General features: G+C 35.3%; 20 protein-coding genes. 13 read left to right on the top strand and 7 right to left on the bottom strand.

Annotation, left to right across the window (positions count from 1 at the left end; translation table 11 throughout):
- Positions 1-28: 28 nt before the first annotated feature.
- The 6 genes from rpoD (at position 29) to MT489_RS05175 (ending at position 5,693) form a co-directional block, all read left to right on the top strand.
- Positions 29-1,159, top strand: coding sequence for an RNA polymerase sigma factor RpoD (rpoD, locus tag MT489_RS05200; protein WP_244680416.1), 1,131 nt, complete (start codon positions 29-31; stop codon positions 1,157-1,159).
- Between the two features lie 115 nt (positions 1,160-1,274).
- Positions 1,275-1,814 carry a hypothetical protein gene (locus tag MT489_RS05195; RefSeq protein WP_244680415.1) on the top strand — a complete coding sequence of 180 codons (540 nt, stop codon included), beginning with the start codon at positions 1,275-1,277 and terminating at the stop codon, positions 1,812-1,814.
- Between the two features lie 285 nt (positions 1,815-2,099).
- Positions 2,100-3,242: an acyl-CoA dehydrogenase gene (locus MT489_RS05190; protein WP_244680414.1), complete on the top strand. Its 1,143-nt coding sequence runs from the start codon at positions 2,100-2,102 to the stop codon at positions 3,240-3,242.
- Positions 3,243-3,380: 138 nt separating this feature from the next.
- Positions 3,381-3,734, top strand: a complete 354-nt coding sequence (gene cccA / locus MT489_RS05185; protein WP_244680413.1) for a cytochrome c550 — start codon at positions 3,381-3,383, stop codon at positions 3,732-3,734.
- Positions 3,735-3,873: 139 nt separating this feature from the next.
- Positions 3,874-4,578, top strand: a complete 705-nt coding sequence (locus tag MT489_RS05180) for a tRNA (adenine(22)-N(1))-methyltransferase (protein ID WP_244680412.1) — start codon at positions 3,874-3,876, stop codon at positions 4,576-4,578.
- Entirely contained in the window at positions 4,575-5,693 is a 1,119-nt protein-coding gene (locus tag MT489_RS05175) for a Nif3-like dinuclear metal center hexameric protein (protein ID WP_244680411.1), read from the top strand. Before MT489_RS05180 ends, MT489_RS05175 begins: the two co-directional genes overlap by 4 nt.
- A gap of 55 nt (positions 5,694-5,748) precedes the next feature.
- On the opposite strand, the gene MT489_RS05170 is transcribed toward MT489_RS05175, so the two are convergent.
- Positions 5,749-6,705, bottom strand: a complete 957-nt coding sequence (locus tag MT489_RS05170; RefSeq protein WP_244680410.1) for a 4-hydroxy-3-methylbut-2-enyl diphosphate reductase — start codon at positions 6,703-6,705, stop codon at positions 5,749-5,751.
- 105 nt (positions 6,706-6,810) lie between these two features.
- Positions 6,811-7,398 (bottom strand): YqfQ family protein, encoded by a 588-nt coding sequence (locus tag MT489_RS05165; protein ID WP_244680409.1) that lies wholly within the window; start codon positions 7,396-7,398, stop codon positions 6,811-6,813.
- A 201-nt stretch (positions 7,399-7,599) separates the two neighbouring features.
- Between MT489_RS05165 and MT489_RS05160 the strand changes: the two genes are divergently transcribed.
- Positions 7,600-8,913, top strand: coding sequence for a DEAD/DEAH box helicase (locus tag MT489_RS05160; RefSeq protein WP_244680408.1), 1,314 nt, complete (start codon positions 7,600-7,602; stop codon positions 8,911-8,913).
- 25 nt (positions 8,914-8,938) lie between these two features.
- Positions 8,939-9,841: a deoxyribonuclease IV gene (locus MT489_RS05155; protein WP_244680407.1), complete on the top strand. Its 903-nt coding sequence runs from the start codon at positions 8,939-8,941 to the stop codon at positions 9,839-9,841.
- 302 nt (positions 9,842-10,143) lie between these two features.
- Here MT489_RS05155 and MT489_RS05150 read toward each other — a convergent pair whose 3' ends face one another.
- Positions 10,144-10,398, bottom strand: a complete 255-nt coding sequence (locus MT489_RS05150) for a DUF2624 domain-containing protein (RefSeq protein ID WP_244680406.1) — start codon at positions 10,396-10,398, stop codon at positions 10,144-10,146.
- A gap of 136 nt (positions 10,399-10,534) precedes the next feature.
- On the opposite strand from MT489_RS05150, the gene MT489_RS05145 reads away from it, so the two are divergent.
- Genes MT489_RS05145 through MT489_RS05135 form a run of 3 tightly spaced genes read left to right on the top strand, consistent with a single transcriptional unit; the run spans position 10,535 to position 12,607 of the window.
- Positions 10,535-11,329, top strand: a complete 795-nt coding sequence (locus MT489_RS05145) for a metal ABC transporter ATP-binding protein (RefSeq protein WP_244680405.1) — start codon at positions 10,535-10,537, stop codon at positions 11,327-11,329.
- Positions 11,326-12,177, top strand: coding sequence for a metal ABC transporter permease (locus MT489_RS05140; RefSeq protein ID WP_244680404.1), 852 nt, complete (start codon positions 11,326-11,328; stop codon positions 12,175-12,177). The genes MT489_RS05145 and MT489_RS05140 overlap by 4 nt, the downstream gene beginning before the upstream one ends.
- Positions 12,178-12,181: 4 nt before the next feature.
- Positions 12,182-12,607 carry a Fur family transcriptional regulator gene (locus MT489_RS05135; RefSeq protein ID WP_244680403.1) on the top strand — a complete coding sequence of 142 codons (426 nt, stop codon included), beginning with the start codon at positions 12,182-12,184 and terminating at the stop codon, positions 12,605-12,607.
- A gap of 54 nt (positions 12,608-12,661) precedes the next feature.
- On the opposite strand, the gene MT489_RS05130 is transcribed toward MT489_RS05135, so the two are convergent.
- From MT489_RS05130 to MT489_RS05115, 4 genes are all read right to left on the bottom strand, one after another.
- Complete coding sequence (locus tag MT489_RS05130; protein WP_244680402.1) at positions 12,662-13,291, bottom strand: 5' nucleotidase, NT5C type; 630 nt, start codon at positions 13,289-13,291, stop codon at positions 12,662-12,664.
- 173 nt (positions 13,292-13,464) lie between these two features.
- The gene (gene ispG / locus MT489_RS05125; protein WP_280518484.1) at positions 13,465-14,577 is read right to left on the bottom strand and encodes a flavodoxin-dependent (E)-4-hydroxy-3-methylbut-2-enyl-diphosphate synthase; all 1,113 of its coding nucleotides are present in this window, start codon (positions 14,575-14,577) and stop codon (positions 13,465-13,467) included.
- A gap of 107 nt (positions 14,578-14,684) precedes the next feature.
- Positions 14,685-15,020 carry a hypothetical protein gene (locus MT489_RS05120; RefSeq protein WP_244680401.1) on the bottom strand — a complete coding sequence of 112 codons (336 nt, stop codon included), beginning with the start codon at positions 15,018-15,020 and terminating at the stop codon, positions 14,685-14,687.
- Between the two features lie 53 nt (positions 15,021-15,073).
- Positions 15,074-15,583: a DUF1189 family protein gene (locus MT489_RS05115; protein ID WP_244680400.1), complete on the bottom strand. Its 510-nt coding sequence runs from the start codon at positions 15,581-15,583 to the stop codon at positions 15,074-15,076.
- 198 nt (positions 15,584-15,781) lie between these two features.
- Between MT489_RS05115 and sodA the strand changes: the two genes are divergently transcribed.
- Complete coding sequence (gene sodA / locus MT489_RS05110; protein ID WP_244680399.1) at positions 15,782-16,390, top strand: superoxide dismutase; 609 nt, start codon at positions 15,782-15,784, stop codon at positions 16,388-16,390.
- Between the two features lie 329 nt (positions 16,391-16,719).
- Positions 16,720-17,931, top strand: a complete 1,212-nt coding sequence (locus MT489_RS05105) for an MFS transporter (protein WP_244680398.1) — start codon at positions 16,720-16,722, stop codon at positions 17,929-17,931.
- Positions 17,932-18,021: the final 90 nt, after the last annotated feature.

Raw genomic sequence — 18,021 nt, 5'->3', positions numbered from 1 at the left:
TGTGCAAATGTTGGAAGGAGGAGGACGCATGGCTGAAAAATCAGCACGTTCCAATGATACAGATCTTGAGTTAACCCTCGATCAGGCAAAAGAACAATTAGCGGAACAAGGAAAAAAACGCGGTACCTTAACATATGAAAGAATTGCAGAAAAGTTATCCCATTTTGATTTGGATTCTCACCAAATGGATGAATTTTATGAGCACTTAACTGATCAGGGTATAGAGTTGCTTGAAGAAGCAGATGAAGATGGTGATGAATCAATTCCAGCTCCATCTCAGAAAGATGAAGAAGAATTTGATTTAAATGATTTAAGCGTGCCTCCAGGGGTGAAAATTAATGACCCAGTTCGAATGTATTTAAAAGAAATCGGACGAGTAGATCTATTATCGGCCCAAGAAGAAATTGAATTGGCTAAGAGGATTGAAAAAGGTGACGAAGAAGCTAAAAAAAGGCTTGCAGAAGCAAATTTAAGGCTTGTAGTCAGCATCGCGAAACGCTATGTGGGGCGTGGAATGTTGTTCCTAGACTTAATTCAAGAAGGAAATATGGGGCTCATTAAAGCAGTTGAGAAATTTGACTATGATAAAGGGTTTAAATTCAGTACGTATGCCACATGGTGGATTCGTCAGGCTATAACTCGCGCTATTGCGGATCAGGCTCGTACAATTCGTATTCCTGTTCATATGGTCGAAACAATCAATAAATTGATTCGTGTTCAACGTCAATTACTCCAAGACTTAGGTCGTGAACCATCTCCTGAAGAAATTGCTGAAGAAATGGATCTAACTCCTGAAAAAGTTCGTGAAATTTTAAAAATCGCTCAAGAGCCTGTTTCATTGGAAACGCCAATTGGGGAAGAGGATGATTCCCATTTAGGCGATTTCATCGAAGACCAGGAAGCTACTTCACCATCTGAACACGCTGCATATGAGCTACTTAAAGAACAACTAGAGGACGTTCTGGATACTTTGACTGACAGAGAGGAAAATGTACTTCGCCTCCGTTTTGGACTTGACGATGGGCGAACACGCACTCTAGAAGAAGTAGGAAAAGTGTTTGGCGTTACAAGAGAAAGAATTAGACAGATAGAAGCAAAAGCACTAAGAAAACTTCGCCATCCAAGTAGAAGTAAAAGACTTAAAGACTTTTTAGAATAAAATTGATTTCAGTTTACTTCTGGCTTCAGAAGTAAACTTTTTTCTTATTTAACTTGGTAAAGCTTTGTAATAGGACATTTTTAAAAAAACAGTTCCTGCTTAGGATGTGTTGCCTATGGATGACAAAAGAAAAAAGATAATTTTAAAAGAAATTACTTTCTGGAAACAGAACAAAATGCTTCCCGAACATTATTGTAATTACTTAATTGCTTTATATACTGAAGGTGAAGAGCAATTACAAGAAAAAATGATCAAGAGAAAAAAACATTTAAACATGGAAATCTTTTTTAGTTTCTTATTTTTATCGATGATTGGAATATCGATTGTAATTACATATATTACAGATGTTTCTTTCGGAATGCAAACGCTTTTTTTGTCGTTTTTCTTTTTTTTACTAATCATTTCATTTTTTATTTTTAGAAAAAATAAAAAAAACCTTTTACTTATTTTTATTACAGGAGCATTTTTATTCCTTTTGTATTCCGTTCAAATAAATGATACATACTTTTCCTCAAATAAAAAAAGTCTATATATTTTAATACTGGTAAATTGCGTCACTTGGCTGTTAGGTGGTTTATGGCGGAGGCAACTTTTTTTTATTATAGCTGGTACAATAGCGGTTGGCACTTTGATTATTTTTATGTTCATCTGGTGAAAAGTTCTTATTTCTTTTTGTCAAGAATATGTTGAAGATAAGATCTCACCTTACTTCAATTGATAAATTCGTATAGCGCAAGTAGCCATAGACGAGCTAACTTCTTTTGTCCTTTGCTTATGAGCGAGGCGGTAAAAGCTAATTATTTTACCTTTATCTTAGTCGAAGGTAAAAGAAGATCGTCGGCCAATAATTGCCATTCCTTATATCTTGGTAGACAGTGTTGCAATATGTATGCCCATACGGAGAGGCAAGGCATTTGCGCTTTTAGAGGAGGCTTGGCAAATGAATTTTGATTTATCACTTGAACAAATGATGATCAAAAAAACGATTCGTGAATTTGCTGAAGAGGAAGTTGCCCCAGGCTCAGTCGAAAGGGATCGAAATAAAAAGTTTCCTAGCGACATTATTACTAAGCTTTCTAATTTAGGAATTATGGGCTTGCCGTTTCCTGAAAAATATGGGGGATCTGGTGCAGATACAATAAGCTTTGCGATTGTTACGGAAGAATTAAGCAGAGCATGTGGTTCTACAGGTATTACATATTCTGCACATATTTCTCTTGGCGCAGCACCAATTTATTTATTTGGAACAGAAGATCAGAAAAAAAAATATTTAATACCACTCTGTACCGGAAAATCAATAGGTGCATTTGGTTTAACAGAGCCAAATGCAGGATCAGATGCTGGGGGTACTAATACTACGGCTATAAAGAAGGGTAATTCATATATTATTAATGGTAATAAATGTTTTATCACAAATGCCAGTTTTGCAAAATTTCTCGCATTGACTGCTATAACTGGAAAGAACAATGGAAAAAAGGACATTAGTGCCATCATTGTTCCTTCGGATACAAAAGGTTTTACAATTATTGATCAATATGAAAAAATGGGTCTGAATGCTTCTAATACAACCGAATTGGTGTTGGAAGATGTAATAGTACCAGAAGACAATCTTCTTGGAAGAGAAGGTGAGGGCTTTAAACAGTTCTTGCAAACTTTGGATGGCGGAAGAATCGGTATTGGTGCTATGGCCGTTGGAATTGCTCAGGCAGCCTTTGATAAGGCAATAGCGTATTCGAAAGAAAGAAAGCAATTTGGTAAAACATTAAATAAATTTCAAATTACACAATTTAAACTTGCTGATATGGCTATGAAGATTGAATTAGCAAGAAATATGGTTTATAAAGCTGCATGGCTTAAAGATCAAGGGAGAACTTTTTCTAAAGAAGCATCCATGTGCAAATTATATGCATCGGAAATTTGTATGGAAATCACTAGCCAAGCTGTTCAAATCCTTGGCGGATATGGATATATGAGAGAATATGAAGTTGAACGAATGATGAGAGATGCAAAACTTTTAGAAATAGGTGAAGGTACATCTGAAATTCAAAGAATGGTTATTGCAAGAGAAATAGGATGTTCGTAAGGAAATGTTTGTCCAAAATTCGAAAAAAGAATGAAATTTGAGTGCTAAGGCTTTCCCTTCTGACTTATTTCGAGTAAAATATAGATGTTTGTTGCATAATTGATATTATACGTAGTTCATACATAAGGAGGGTAAGTCATGAAACGTAATCCAATTGTTCCATATATTTTAATTATGGTTATGGGACTTGTTCTCGTATTTTTCCTTGGAATAAAAGGAATCGGTGACGCAAAAGAAATTGCGAAAGAAGCTGAAGGTGGCGGAGAAGAAGTGGCTGCAGAATTTAATCCTGAAGCCGCAAGTAAAACATGTATCGGATGTCATGGTGAAAACTTAGAAGGCGCTGGAGGCGCACCTTCACTTCACGGTACAGGTCTTTCTAAAGAAGAAATTGCCGACATTTTGACAAATGGTAAAGGAATGATGCCAAAAGGCTTAATTCCAGCTGAAAATGTTGATGAAATGGCAGAATGGGTATCGAATTTAAAATAATATTAGAAAAGCGGAAGGCGCCCAATCAGTCCGACCTCGAGAGGCTGGCGCCTGCAGCTAGACAATGAAAATTTCTTTAAAAGAGTTCTTTGCATTTTGCGAAGAACTCTTTTATCGTAATATAAGAGGTGGATTTCTTATGAACATAGAAAAACTATCAAAAAGGCTAGAAACCGTAACGTCTTTTATACAATCTGGAATGAGAATAGCCGACATTGGATCAGATCATGCATATTTGCCTTGTTATGCTGTGAAAAATGGTATAGCTAAATCTGCTATTGCAGGTGAAGTTGTAGAGGGCCCTTATCAGTCTGCTTTACAACAAGTGAGAAAGTCTGAATTAACAAAGAAAATTGATGTTAGAAAAGGAGATGGCCTTGCGGTTATTAGTCCGTCTGAAGTAGACTGTATAATTATTGCGGGAATGGGTGGTGCCTTAATAACCGATATTTTAGAAAGAGGCAAGGAAAAGTTGGATGGTGTAAAAAGATTGATACTCCAACCTAATATTGGAGCTGAAAGTATTCGTAAATGGCTATATGACCATGGTTGGCAGCTTGTTGATGAAAAAATAGTGGAAGAGGACGGAAAGTTTTATGAAATCCTTGTAGCCGATATAGGTAGTCCTTCCATTCCATACAAAGATTTCAAAAAAGAATTACTACTTGGCCCCTTTTTATTAAAAAATAAAAATGAAGCATTTATTAAAAAGTGGCAGTTAGAGCTAAAACAATGGAAAAACATATTAAAAGAACTAGATAAGGCTGAAGACAGCAATAAAATTACTTCTAAAAAAGAAGAAATTATGAATAAAATAGATATTGTCATGGAGGAGTTGAAATGAAAAAAATAAATGGTTTTGAATTCATCCAATTATTTGAAGAATTCGCACCAAAGGAATATGCGCTTGAAGGTGATCCGGTTGGCCTACAAATCGGTACGTTGAACAAACCTATACAAAATGTCATGATTGCGTTAGATGTTTTGGAAGATGTTGTTCTAGAAGCTATTGAAAAAAAGGTAGATTTGATCATAGCCCATCATCCGCTTATCTATCGTCCTTTGAAGAACATAAATACAAGTAATTCTAGTGGAAAAATCATAGAGTTACTCATCAAGCATGATATTACTGTATATGCTGCCCATACAAATCTGGATGTTGCCCCAGGTGGTGTTAACGATATGCTGGCCAATGCATTGGGGTTAAAAAATACATCTGTATTAGTACCTACATATTATGAAACGTTAAAAAAGCTTGCAGTATATGTACCAAAGGAAAATGAAGAGAATCTTCTTTCTGCATTAGGAAACGCTGGCGCCGGAGCGATCGGTGCATATAGTCATTGTTCTTTCTCGTCAGAAGGGATGGGAAGGTTTTTGCCAGGAGAAAATACGAATCCATACATTGGTGAAAAGGGAAAGTTGGAAACTGTACACGAAGTTAAAATAGAAACAGTTTTTCCGGTAAACAAGGAGAAAAAGATTGTTTCAGCAATGTTAAAAGCACATCCATATGAAGAACCTGCATATGATATATACGAATTATCACAAAAAGGGAAAGTGTTGGGATTAGGAAGAATAGGTGAATTAGAAAATCCACTGGATTTGCAGGAGTTTGCAGCTATTGTAAAAGAAGCGCTAGACTCACCAGGGGTACGAGTAGTTGGAAATTTGTATGATAAGATAAAAAAGGTTGCAGTCCTTGGAGGAGACGGAAATAAATACTATTCCGCTGCGAAATTTAGTGGGGCAGATGTCTATGTGACGGGTGACTTTTATTATCATACTGCTCACGATGCAATGAATATAGATCTTAATATAATCGATCCAGGGCATAACGTTGAAAAAATCATGAAAAAAGGAACAGTGGAAGTGCTTAAGAAGATGAGTGAGAATAGAAATTTTGAAGTATCGATTTTTCCTTCTGAAATCGATACGAATCCATTTACATTTTTGTGATAAAAACAACAAGGAGCTGAATTGTTCTTCATTCGGCTCCTTTCGTTATATTCCATTATTTTGCTGTTAATTTTGGATTCCTTACTTTAGGCAGAATTTTGTTTAACGGAACGTTATTTTCTTTTACCCAAGTTGATTTGTCAAACGGATTAAATTGTTCTATGAAATTAATAACTTCCCTAACTATTGGCGTTGGAGTTGAGGCGCCTGCAGTAACTGCTACTGTTTCTGCATCTTTTATCCAATCAATTTCAATTTCTGTGACATCCCCAATTCTGTACGCTTTCGTACCAGCTATTTCTTGAGAAACTTGAGCTAGGCGATTTGAATTATTACTCATAGGATCGCCAACAACAATTAGCACGTCAGCTTCCCCTGCCTGCTCCGCAACAGCCTCTTGTCGGACTTGGGTAGCAAGGCAAATTTCCTTATGTTTTTCAGCATGAGGATATTTTTCCTTTACTCTATCCATAATCGCCTGAACATCCCATTGGCTCATAGTTGTTTGGTTTGTGACAATTATTTTATCATTATTCACTTGTAATTCTTCTACATCATCCATTGTTTCAACAAGGTGGACGATATGTGGAGCTACTCCTACAGCACCTTCAGGCTCCGGATGCCCTTTCTTGCCAATATAAATGACATCATAGCCTTCTGCTTCTTTTTCTCTAATTAAATCATGTGTCCTTGTCACATCTGGACATGTGGCATCTATCGTAACAAGTCCCTTTTGTTTGGCAAGCTCCCTAACTTCTGGTGATACACCATGTGCTGTAAAAATAACTGTCCCACTATCGACCTTTTGCAAGATTTCTTTACGATTAGGACCATCTAATGTAATAATGCCATCTTCTTCGAAAGCATCCGTAACATGTTTATTATGAACAATCATGCCCAATATATAAATGGGACGCGGCAATGTTTTATCTAAAGCGGCATTGCGCGCAATAACCATTGCATCAACTACTCCGTAACAATAACCCCTTGGTGAAATTTTAATTAGTTTCATTTAAATCCTCCTGACTAGAGGCAACTTGCCTTAATCTATTGAACTCATAACTTTATTATATAGGACATCTATAAAAAAGCCAATGAATGGAGGATTTTATCAAAATTATGGAATATATAACTTTGGAATTGATTCTCCTTTTTTTCTTTTTGGTGCAGATTGATTTTCATGTTTCTTTTCTTCTTCGTCTGTACTTGAAATATTTACATTTGATTTTTTCGTTGATTCATTTTTAGATTTTGGTTGGTCATTTTTTGTTTCTTCTGAGTTTGTATTAGTATCCTCTGAATCGGATGATGGCATATCTTTAAATCCTTTGTAAAGCCTCCACATGGCTGGGAGATTTCTAACAATAGGACCATATTGTTGGACGAGTGGACCAATTTGCCTTGCAGTATTTAAAACTTGCTGTGTATTAGTTAAGAAACTATTAATTGACTGAGGATTTGTTAAGCCTTGTAGAAATGATGTTTGGCCGACTCCCCGTGAAAACATATTGGCAGCTTGCGGAGCTTGCGAAGCCATTGATCCACCTTGCCTTTGAAATAGCCTCGCCAAAAAATTTCCCCCACCCGCATTTTGGCCTAACTGAGGTGTCCTGCCCAATCCTCTTCCGAAAGCACCTGGTCCCATAGAAGGACCTCTGAACATAGGAGGTATTCCTCGTGGGGGAGGCATTCGATTACCCAACATAATAAATCTCACTCCCTTCTTACTCTTGATATAATATGCAGGAATAAGTTAAAAGTTTGGTTATTAGCCGTTATTCGATTGGAATGAACAGGCTAATGTCTAAAAAATGCTTGTCTTGCTTCAACTAACTAAATTGTACATGTCAACTTTATAGTTTATAATGGGTCGGAGGGATTTCTCTCTATGAAGGAGTGAAAGAAAATGGATAAAAATAATTTTACTCAATATAAATTTAAACCATTTATTAATACTGCAATTGAGGAACTCGGATTTCATAATCCGACTGAAATACAAAGAAAAATAATACCTGTAGTATTGAAAGGTGCTAGTGCAATCGGACAATCCCAAACAGGTACTGGTAAGACTCACTCATATCTTTTTCCGTTGCTTGAATCAATTAATTCAGGTATTCAGCAGGTGCAAGCTGTTATTACAGCTCCCACTAGAGAATTGGCTAATCAAATTTATCAAGAAATTTTGAAAATAGTGAAACATGATGAAGAAAACAAAATAACGGCTAGATGTTATATTGGCGGAACAGACAAAAAAAGAGATATCGAGAAATTAAAACAACAGCCACATGTTGTTGTAGGAACACCGGGACGCATTAACGATCTTATAAAAGAGCAAGCGCTGTTTGTCCATACTGCATCATTATTAGTTGTAGATGAAGCAGATCTAATGCTTGACATGGGATTTATTCACGATGTTGACCAAATTGCTGGGAAAATGCCAAAGAATTTGCAAATGCTCGTTTTTTCTGCGACAATTCCCGAAAAATTAAAACCTTTTTTAAAAAAATATATGGAAAATCCGGTCTTTGAACAGGTAGAACCACAACAATTATCCGCAAAAAACATTGAGCATATTTTAGTTCCTTTAAAAAGCAGAAGAAAAGTAGAATTAATATCGGATATATTACGTTCTTATAATCCTTACTTAGCAATTGTATTTGTTAACACAAAGGATATGGCAGATCAGGTTGCGGATCAGCTGCTAGAACGAGGTTTAAAAGTTGGGAGACTACATGGCGATATTAGTCCTCGTGAACGTAAAAGAGTAATGAAACAGATAAGAAACCTAGATTTTCAATATATTGTTGCCACTGATCTTGCTGCAAGGGGAATAGACATTGAAGGTGTCAGTCATATCATTAATTATGAACTACCTAGAGACCTAGATTTTTATATCCATCGAACAGGACGTACTGCGAGAGCAGGAAATAAAGGTCTAGCTATTACAATTTATGAACCAGCTGATGAGGAAGCACTAGTTCGTTTGGATAAAATGGGTATTGATTTTACCTATATGGACATTCATAAAGGAAATTGGGTAGAAATAGCTGAACGTAATCGTAGGAAAAACCGTACTAAAACAGTATCTGAAGAAGAAGTGAAAGCAAGACAACTTGTCAGAAAACCTCAAAAGGTTAAACCAGGATATAAAAAGAAAATGCAAGCGCAACGAGAGCAAATCAAGAGACGTGAAAGAAAAGTGAACAATAGAAATAAATAAAATTTAGAGGATTGGAGAGGGAAATATGTTAAAAATAGGTTCGCATGTATCTATGAGTGGAAAAAAAATGCTTTTAGCAGCAAGTGAAGAAGCAATTTCCTATGGGGGAAATACGTTCATGATATACACAGGCGCCCCCCAAAATACTCGGAGAAAGAAAGTAGAAGATTTAAATATTGAGGCAGGGCAACTCCATATGAAAGAAAATGGAATCGATGAAATTATTGTTCATGCTCCGTATATTATTAATATCGGAAATGCAGTGAATCCTGCCACATTTGCATTAGGAGTCGATTTCTTGCGCTCCGAAATTGACAGAACTGCAGCAATTGGTTCTAAGCAAATTGTTCTTCATCCTGGAGCACATGTTGGGGAAGGTGCAGAAACAGGTATCAAAAAAATCATTGAAGGATTAAATGAAGTATTAACAGGGGAAGATGAAGTACAAATTGCCCTTGAGACAATGGCGGGTAAAGGGTCTGAATGTGGAAGATCATTCGAGGAGCTTGCGGCAATTATTGACGGAGTCAAACATAATGATAAATTATCAATTTGCTTTGATACTTGCCATACCCATGATGCTGGATATGACATCGTAAATGATTTCGATGGAGTTCTTGAGGAATTTGATAAAATTATAGGTATTGATCGTATTAAGGTGCTCCATATTAATGATAGTAAAAATGAACGTGGAGCGAAAAAAGACAGACATGAAAACATAGGTTTTGGACATATAGGATTCAATGCCTTAAGTTATATAATTAATCATCCTCAACTAATGCAAGTACCTAAAATACTGGAGACACCGTTTGTAGGAGAAGATAAAAATAATAAAAAAGCTCCATATAAGCATGAAATTGAAATGATTAGAAGTGGTATGTTTAACGAGCAATTACGTGAAGAAATTATGGGTACTTTAGTAAAATAATAAAAGTAAAGGCTGTCTAATATGTTTTCTCTATACGTATGTATTAGAGACAAATAGACAGTCTTTACTTTTTTCGTTGTTATACGATGACTAAACCACTATTGTCCTCCGGCATTATTGATTACCTACACCATATAGGTTGCTTTGCTGAACAAGCATTTGAACGTTTGCTCTGTTGTTCGTCTGCCTTGAAAGTATTGATGGATGTTCCCTTACTTATGTAAAAACAACATCAATTAGTTGTGTTGCTTTTACCTCATACAATCCAAAAGGCAATGAGTAAGACAGCTTAAGTGTTACTACTATCTCGTAAATTGTATAAAGAGTTTATTAATTTCTTTAGCAGTATTCGGTCCGGCTATTTTAGCAACTTCTCTAATAATTTGTGCTCTTGTCTGATCATTAAAAATATCAAAATTTTTACCTCTTAAAAATGCAGCTATCTTTTCCGCTTGTGGTCTTGAAACTTTTATATTATATTGACCTGAATACTTCAATAACTCATCTGTGGTAATTACATTTATTTTCATGTTGATCATATTTTGAATTAGTTTCATTATGAATCACCCCTATTCAAAAATGTATGTAAGAAGGTTGTCATTAGTGACGCCTTCATTTACAAAGAAAAAATAATTGTGTATAATTCAAATGAACCAAATCGTAATGATTCTTATTTTGAAAAGGAAGTTTTTTATGAAGAATGAACCTGTTATTAAAATAAAGAATGTCAGTTTTAGATATGAGAGAGAGAATGTGCTTGAACATATTAATCTTGATGTTCCAAAAGGAGCTTTTTTAGGGCTTGTTGGTCCGAATGGGTCAGGAAAATCAACACTATTAAAAATAATCCTTGGACTTGTTAAACCCCAAAGTGGCGATGTATTTTTATTCGGTCAGCCACAAGCTAAAATGAAAGATTGGGAACGTATAGGTTATGTTTCACAAAAAGCAAATTCATTTAATAGCGGCTTTCCTGCATCCGTTTTTGAAGTGGTAGCTAGCGGTTTAACTGGAAAATTAGGTTTATTTCATTTTATAGGAAAAGAGCAACAAAAAGAAATTAAGGAAGCCATTGCTGCAGTTGGTATGAGTAGGTTTTCGAAAAAGAATATTGGTGAACTTTCCGGTGGACAGCAGCAGAGAGTGTTCATTGCCCGCGCAATTGTTTCAAAACCTGATGTACTTATACTTGATGAACCAACTGTTGGTGTAGATGAGGAAAACGTCAAATCGTTTTATCATATGCTTGAAAAATTAAATAAAGAACGAGGGATTACATTAATACTCGTTACTCATGATATTGGGACAATTACAAATAAAGTCACTCATGTTGCATGCTTGAATAAAACCTTGCACTTTCATGGGGCAGTAGAGGATTTTGAAAAACTACATTCGGAAGATTTGTCTTCAATTTATCTTCATGATGTCCATCTGCTTTCACATGACCATGAGCATGTCCATATTGAAGAAGGTGGTACAGCTAGATGATTTCTGCAATTTTCCATTATGAATTTTTACAAAATACATTTTTAACAGGGTTGTTAATCGGACTAATTGCTCCTTTATTGGGGACTTTTATCGTTGTAAGAAGATTATCCTTAATTGCCGACGCTTTAAGTCATGTAACACTGGCAGGGATTGCAGCAAGTTTATTTTTAAGCAAAAAAACAATGTTGTTCGCAGGTGTGAATCCTCTTTATTTTGGGATGGGATTTTCTGTCCTAGGATCAGTATTAGTTGAAAGGTTAAGAATTGTATATAAACACTATCAAGAATTGGCTATTCCCATTATTTTATCGGGTGGAATAGGAATAGGGGTTATTTTTATTTCACTTGCTGATGGATTTAATACAGACTTATTGAATTATTTACTTGGAAGTGTAAGTGCTGTAAGTAGATTAGATTTATATGTAATATTAGGAATTAGCATTTTTGTTGGAGTAATCATCTTATTATTATATAAAGAACTTTTCCTCTTATCTTTTGATGAGGAGCACGCAAAAGTTTCAGGTATTCCGGCCAAAAGCATTCATTTATTATTTATGATTTTGATTGCTTTGGTAATTGCTGCTTCAATGCGTATCGTAGGTATATTACTTGTATCAGCACTCATGACGCTGCCTGTTGCAGCTAGTATGCGAATCGCAAGGGGCTTTAAGCAAACTATCTTTTTATCGATATTATTCGGTGAGATATCAGTAATAGGTGGATTGATCAGTGCCTATTATCTGGATTTGGCTCCTGGTGGAACAATTGTGATGATTTCGATCTTAATTCTTTTGGGGATTATTTTCTATAAACGGAATCAAAGTCAAAGACCTGTAAAGGTGAGGTGAGAAAATGAACGTAAATGAAGCAATTGAAATTGTTAAGAATAAAGGGTATAAAGTAACAGGGAAGAGAGAGCTGATTCTTGAAATCTTTGCAAGAAGTGATAAATACTTAACTGCGAAAGAATTACTGGAAATAATGAGTGATGATTACCCTGGCTTAAGTTTTGATACCATTTATCGTAATCTCTCACTTTTTAACCAGCTTGGCATTCTTGAATCAACAGAACTTTCGGGCGAGAAAAATTTTCGCTACACATGCTCTCTTCATGACCACCATCACCATTTTATATGCCTAGATTGTGGAAGTACGAAGGCAATTGAAGCATGCCCAATGAATTTTGTTACCGAAGACTTAAAAGACTATGATGTAGCGGATCATAAATTTGAGATTTATGGGACGTGTCCTAACTGTAGGAAAAGTAAAAGCGCTTAGTATAAATAACGCTTGGGAATGAACTTCATCCCAAGCGTTTCATTTATATGAAAATTAAGCATCCTTTTTTATTTCATCTTCCATTTTGATCCAGTTATCTACCCAATGTTCCGCTTCCTTCCAGCTATGGACGCGAATTACACTTTCAGGAGACGGCTTTCTGTTATATGGTGTATCGAATAAGATAACTGGAATATTTAACTCCTCTGAAATATCTACTGCATTATCATGCTTGTCTTCGAAAAATAAGTCAATTTTGTATTTTTTTGCTGTACCGACTTTATCATGAGAGCCCACTAATTCAATATGGTGATATTGTATTTCGTGAGTATGAAACCATGTTGTTGTTACATCAAACAGCGTTTGGCTTCTAGCACTAATGAAAAATAATTCATGTTCATGAACCCATTTAGATAAAACAGGCTTTGCTCCTTCTGCAAGAGGGGATTCTGCATACATAATAGGTTCATTTTTAACAAACCATTTATAAAATGAATCCTTATCTACTTTTAAACATTCCGTTAGTTCATATTCTGTTAGATCATCTAATGTTATATTTAACTGATACTCTTTATTGATATAAGGAATAAGCGAAGTGGGGCAGGTAACAGTTCCATCAATATCAATTCCAAATCTTTTCATTAAAAAATCAAACTCCTTTATGTACGATAAAGGAGCCGTCATCAGACAGCCCCTTCTTTTGTTTAGTTATAAGTGCTTGTTAACAAACAAAGCTTCTTATTCTTCTCCTTTCGAAAAGTCACAATCGATTTGTCCTTTCTGTCTCATTGCGACCATTATATTAGTCGAAGTTATGGAAGTACGTCCGTTAATTCACAAACACTTATACTTTTTTGTTAATTAACTAAATTTTGCTTTTCTTCTTCTTGTTTTTTAAAGTACTCAGCAGCCATTATGTCAATTTCTTTCTTTAACTCTTCGACCATTGTTGCTTCAGGAACTTTTCTTACAGTTTTTCCTTTTTTAAAGAGAAGACCTTCTCCACGAGCTCCGGCAATCCCGATATCCGCTTCACGAGCTTCTCCCGGTCCGTTAACAGCACATCCTAGTACTGATACCTTAATAGGAGCTTTGATATTCTGGATATATTCTTCGACTTCATTGGCAATCTTGATCAAGTCAATTTCAATTCTTCCACATGTAGGGCAAGAAACAAGTGTGGCAGCATTTGAAATTAATCCAAAAGATTTCAATAGTTCGCGAGCAACTTTTACTTCTTCAACTGGATCCGCACTTAGTGAAATTCTTAGAGTGTTACCAATTCCCATGCTTAGTATTGCTCCAAGTCCAGCAGCACTTTTGACGGTACCAGCAAATAGTGTTCCACTTTCTGTAATACCTAGATGAAGTGGATAGTCAAATGATCTAGATGCTTTTTCATATGCTTCAATTGCAAGACTAACATCTGATGCTTTCATGGACACAATAATATCATGAAAATCTAAGTCCTCAAGAATTTTGATATGGTGTAAGGCACTTTCCACCATTCCATCAGCAGTAGGATAACCATATTTTTGCAAGATATGTCTCTCGAGACTTCCTGCATTAACACCAATACGAATTGGAATACCTTTTGCCTTAGCTGCTTTTACAACCTCTTCAACTTTCTCACGTTTTCCAATATTTCCAGGGTTGATTCTAATTTTGTCTGCGCCACCCTCAATCGCCTTTAGGGCAAGACGGTAATCAAAATGTATATCAACTACTAGTGGAATATTAATTCTTTTTTTGATTTCAGAAATTGCATTTGCAGCTCTTTCATCAGGGCAGGCAACTCTAACAATTTGACAGCCTGCTTCTTCTAAACGTTCTATTTCACGTACAGTCGCATCAACATCATGCGTTTTTGTCGTCGTCATACTTTGAATAATAACTTGATCGCTTCCCCCGATTGTTAAGTTACCGACTTTCACCGGGCGCGTTTTGGAACGATGTATTATTTCACCCAACGGTAATTCTCTCCTTTAAAAAAATAGAGATTTTCATCTCTATATATAATGAAATACATATATATTGTATCAACTTTTACGTGAAATTGACAACAGATTGGCTATAATTAACGATTTTGTTGGTTATAGACAGGAAACTGATAGGTTTTCCCTATTTGAATTTGCTCTGGTTTTATTCCTTCGTTTAACTCCTGAAAATCTAATACTACTTGACTTATTGGAACGGGCAGTGGGCCTTGTTGCAGTCCTTCGATAATAGAAATAACGGTATCCCCAGGCTTAATTTCAACACTAGTAATAGGCTCTTTTTCAACTGGTATAGGTTGATTTTCAACTAATTTAGATGATGCGGCAGAACTTCTGGGAATCACTCCTATTGTCAAATCATAATAGACACTATAGATAAGAATAGATATTGCGATGAATGCTACGATTTTTTTCATATTTATCCCGCCTCTTCATAAGATGTATGATGTATATGAAGAGAAAAGGACATTTATGAAAGTATTTTGGGACGAGGTATTTTTTTTATACTAAAAAATATATAAATGATACTTATTAAGAAATCGAATAATGTACCATATGGGATTGGTTTGCTTAATAATGGCTCTAAACCGAAAAGTAAAGTGGGTAAAGTAATGCTGAAAGCTGTCAATCTCCAACTTTGCCGATATGGTAGCTTTCTATTTAATACCTTGGCCAGTAATACAGCAATACCTGCTAAAATTGATATTTTTAAAAAGAAAATACCTGTATTTAATAAGTACATAAAGATAATAAAAATAGGTAGCATGATAGCGATACTGCCTGTATCGAAATCTGGCAGCAAGCTTGATGAATCTCTCTTTAATATGATTGTGTTGTATAGACTTGGCAAAAAATATAGAAAAACTAGAAAAAAAGTATAGTTTATAGATTTCCCAATGCCAAGAAATCTAAATTTAGCAATGTCTTTGAATGAATATAAGCATTTTATAAAAATAGAAAAAATGGATTTTTTATGCATTTTGTCACGCCCTTTATGATCTATCATTTTTAGTTTAGATGTGAATAGGTGTTAGTTTCAAGTGACAAGTTTATCACATTATGAAATTTGAATGATTTTCTAAGCAAATTATTTGTATGCGATTACTAAATTTGGTAATCTATAATTGTGAGCGTGAATCGTTAGACGATTCAAAATAATTACATAGGAGGAATTATTATGGCATATGAATTACCACAATTACCTTATGGATATGATGCACTTGAGCCGCATATCGATAAGGAAACATTGAACATTCACCACACAAAGCATCACAACACATATGTGACAAATTTAAATAGTGCACTTGAAGGGAATGCGGATCTAGCAAGCAAGTCTGTAGAAGATTTGATTGCTGATCTAGATTCAGTTCCAGAATCCATTCGTACTGCTGTAAGAAATAACGGTGGGGGACATGCAAACCACTCGTTATTCTGGAAGCTTCTTTCACCAAATGGCGGTGGCGAACCAACTGGCTCAATCGCAGAAGCAATCAACAGCAAATTTGGTAGCTTTGATAAATTCAAAGAGCAATTCCAAGCTGCTGGAGCTGGACGCTTCGGTTCAGGCTGGGCATGGCTTGCATTGAATAATGGAGAACTTGAAATTACAAGCACACCTAATCAAGATAGTCCTCTTATGGAAGGTAAAACACCTTTACTAGGTCTTGATGTATGGGAGCACGCATATTATTTGAAATATCAAAACCGTCGTCCTGAATATATGAGTGCATTCTGGAATGTTGTAAATTGGGACGAAGTTCAAAAATTATACGAAGCTGCAAAATAAGCAGATAAAAAACGAATTGCTTAAATGCAGTTCGTTTTTTTTATTGAAAAAGTATATTGATTTAAGTACCTCATTTATGAATTAATGGAACTTTGAATGTTAAGAAAGCTACATCCCATATTGAACACGGCACTCTAAATATATCATATGTGATGTAGGAGCGTTATTTTTCTGGGACATTAAAGAGATTAAAGAAATCACAAAGATGTATCTTCTTTTAAATGTTTTTAATATGTATCGTTATTTATGTTTTCAAGAAAACGCAAAATTTTTAGTATAAAACTTCCCTGTTCACTAAAGATAGAAGGAAGGAAAAGGGGAGTTTTATTATGTTGAAATTTAAAAAGCTTTTTAATGATATTGAAGTAACTAAAGATTTATTGTTGTTATTGTTAATAGGTGGTCTATATTCTTTAAGTATTTCTTTATCAAATACATTCGTAAATGTTTATTTATGGAAGCAATCAAAAAGTTTTATTGATCTTGCTATTTATAATTTAACCATTGTCGTCATCCAACCAATTATTTTCATAATTGCTGGAAGATGGGCTAAAAAAGTCGACAGGGTGATTGTGCTGCGTCTAGGAGTGATTTTTCTCGCAATTTTTTTTATAGTCGTTCTACTTTTTGGAGAAAAATCCTCTCATCATCTTGTCCTTCTAGGTGCACTGCTTGGTGTAGGATATGGTTTTTATTGGCTTGCATTCAATGTCTTAACATTTGAAATAACAGAACCTGAAACGAGGGATTTTTTCAACGGATTTATGGGGGCGCTCTCATCAACGGGTGGATTAATAGGGCCCATTTCGGCGGGGTTTATCATTACACGGTTTGTTTCAAATATTGGGTATACAATCATCTTTGCCATATCTCTAGGTTTATTTTCTGCTGCAGTCTTAACAAGTTTTTATATAAATCGCAGGCCATCTTCAGGGCAATATTTATTTACAAGAATCTACAAGGAAAGAAAACACAATCATAATTGGCGAATAATTACAAATGCACATCTTCTTCAAGGTTTAAGGGAAGGGACATTTGTATTTGTCATCTCTGTTTTTGTTTTTATTGCAACAAACAGTGAGTTAGCACTTGGTACATTCGGATTAATCCATGCAGGTATCTCCTTTATAATCTACACCCTTGCCACGAAGCTCATTAAAAAAGATATGAGAAAGAAAATCATGGTAGTCGGTGGCTTGATTCTATATGCTGCCATCTTTATTATCGTTTTTGACCCTACATATACAAGGCTCTTAATATACGCTGCATGCATCGGAATTGCTTATCCGCTTATGCTCGTACCTTATTCTTCTATGACTTACGACGCGATAGGTAAAAGCTGGAAGGCTGCAGAAATGAGGATTGAATATATCGTTGTTAGAGAATTATTTTTGAATATCGGAAGGGTAGTATCCATATTGTCATTCATAGCAGCAGTCTATCTTTTTGCCCCAAAGACAAGCATTCCAATTTTGCTTATTATTCTCGGTGCTGGCAATACATTGGCTGCATTCATGTTACTTAAGTTAAAAACGGAATAAGTTCAACTTGCTGTAATATTTTTAGGTGGCATTGTCCTCTTTTTTCTTTTACAATTAGGATATGATTGAAAAGAAGGGGACGGGGTAATT

The organism is Lederbergia wuyishanensis (assembly GCF_022900255.1).
GTDB classification, from domain to species: domain Bacteria; phylum Bacillota; class Bacilli; order Bacillales; family Bacillaceae_C; genus Lederbergia; species Lederbergia wuyishanensis.
This window is presented reverse-complemented; position numbering and strand designations above follow the sequence as displayed.

Bases quoted from the DNA above. Each gene is read 5' to 3' on its own strand.
- cccA (WP_244680413.1), top strand. From the start codon at position 3,381: ATGAAACGTAATCCAATTGTTCCATATATTTTAATTATGGTTATGGGA.
- MT489_RS05120 (WP_244680401.1), bottom strand. From the start codon at position 15,020: ATGAAAAAAATCGTAGCATTCATCGCAATATCTATTCTTATCTATAGT.
- rpoD (WP_244680416.1), top strand. From the start codon at position 29: ATGGCTGAAAAATCAGCACGTTCCAATGATACAGATCTTGAGTTAACC.
- MT489_RS05105 (WP_244680398.1), top strand. From the start codon at position 16,720: ATGTTGAAATTTAAAAAGCTTTTTAATGATATTGAAGTAACTAAAGAT.
- MT489_RS05140 (WP_244680404.1), top strand. From the start codon at position 11,326: ATGATTTCTGCAATTTTCCATTATGAATTTTTACAAAATACATTTTTA.
- MT489_RS05195 (WP_244680415.1), top strand. From the start codon at position 1,275: ATGGATGACAAAAGAAAAAAGATAATTTTAAAAGAAATTACTTTCTGG.
- MT489_RS05170 (WP_244680410.1), bottom strand. From the start codon at position 6,705: ATGAAACTAATTAAAATTTCACCAAGGGGTTATTGTTACGGAGTAGTT.
- sodA (WP_244680399.1), top strand. From the start codon at position 15,782: ATGGCATATGAATTACCACAATTACCTTATGGATATGATGCACTTGAG.
- MT489_RS05150 (WP_244680406.1), bottom strand. From the start codon at position 10,398: ATGAAACTAATTCAAAATATGATCAACATGAAAATAAATGTAATTACC.
- MT489_RS05145 (WP_244680405.1), top strand. From the start codon at position 10,535: ATGAAGAATGAACCTGTTATTAAAATAAAGAATGTCAGTTTTAGATAT.
- MT489_RS05190 (WP_244680414.1), top strand. From the start codon at position 2,100: ATGAATTTTGATTTATCACTTGAACAAATGATGATCAAAAAAACGATT.
- MT489_RS05180 (WP_244680412.1), top strand. From the start codon at position 3,874: ATGAACATAGAAAAACTATCAAAAAGGCTAGAAACCGTAACGTCTTTT.
- MT489_RS05135 (WP_244680403.1), top strand. From the start codon at position 12,182: ATGAACGTAAATGAAGCAATTGAAATTGTTAAGAATAAAGGGTATAAA.
- MT489_RS05160 (WP_244680408.1), top strand. From the start codon at position 7,600: ATGGATAAAAATAATTTTACTCAATATAAATTTAAACCATTTATTAAT.
- MT489_RS05115 (WP_244680400.1), bottom strand. From the start codon at position 15,583: ATGCATAAAAAATCCATTTTTTCTATTTTTATAAAATGCTTATATTCA.
- MT489_RS05155 (WP_244680407.1), top strand. From the start codon at position 8,939: ATGTTAAAAATAGGTTCGCATGTATCTATGAGTGGAAAAAAAATGCTT.
- MT489_RS05175 (WP_244680411.1), top strand. From the start codon at position 4,575: ATGAAAAAAATAAATGGTTTTGAATTCATCCAATTATTTGAAGAATTC.
- MT489_RS05130 (WP_244680402.1), bottom strand. From the start codon at position 13,291: ATGACGGCTCCTTTATCGTACATAAAGGAGTTTGATTTTTTAATGAAA.
- MT489_RS05165 (WP_244680409.1), bottom strand. From the start codon at position 7,398: ATGTTGGGTAATCGAATGCCTCCCCCACGAGGAATACCTCCTATGTTC.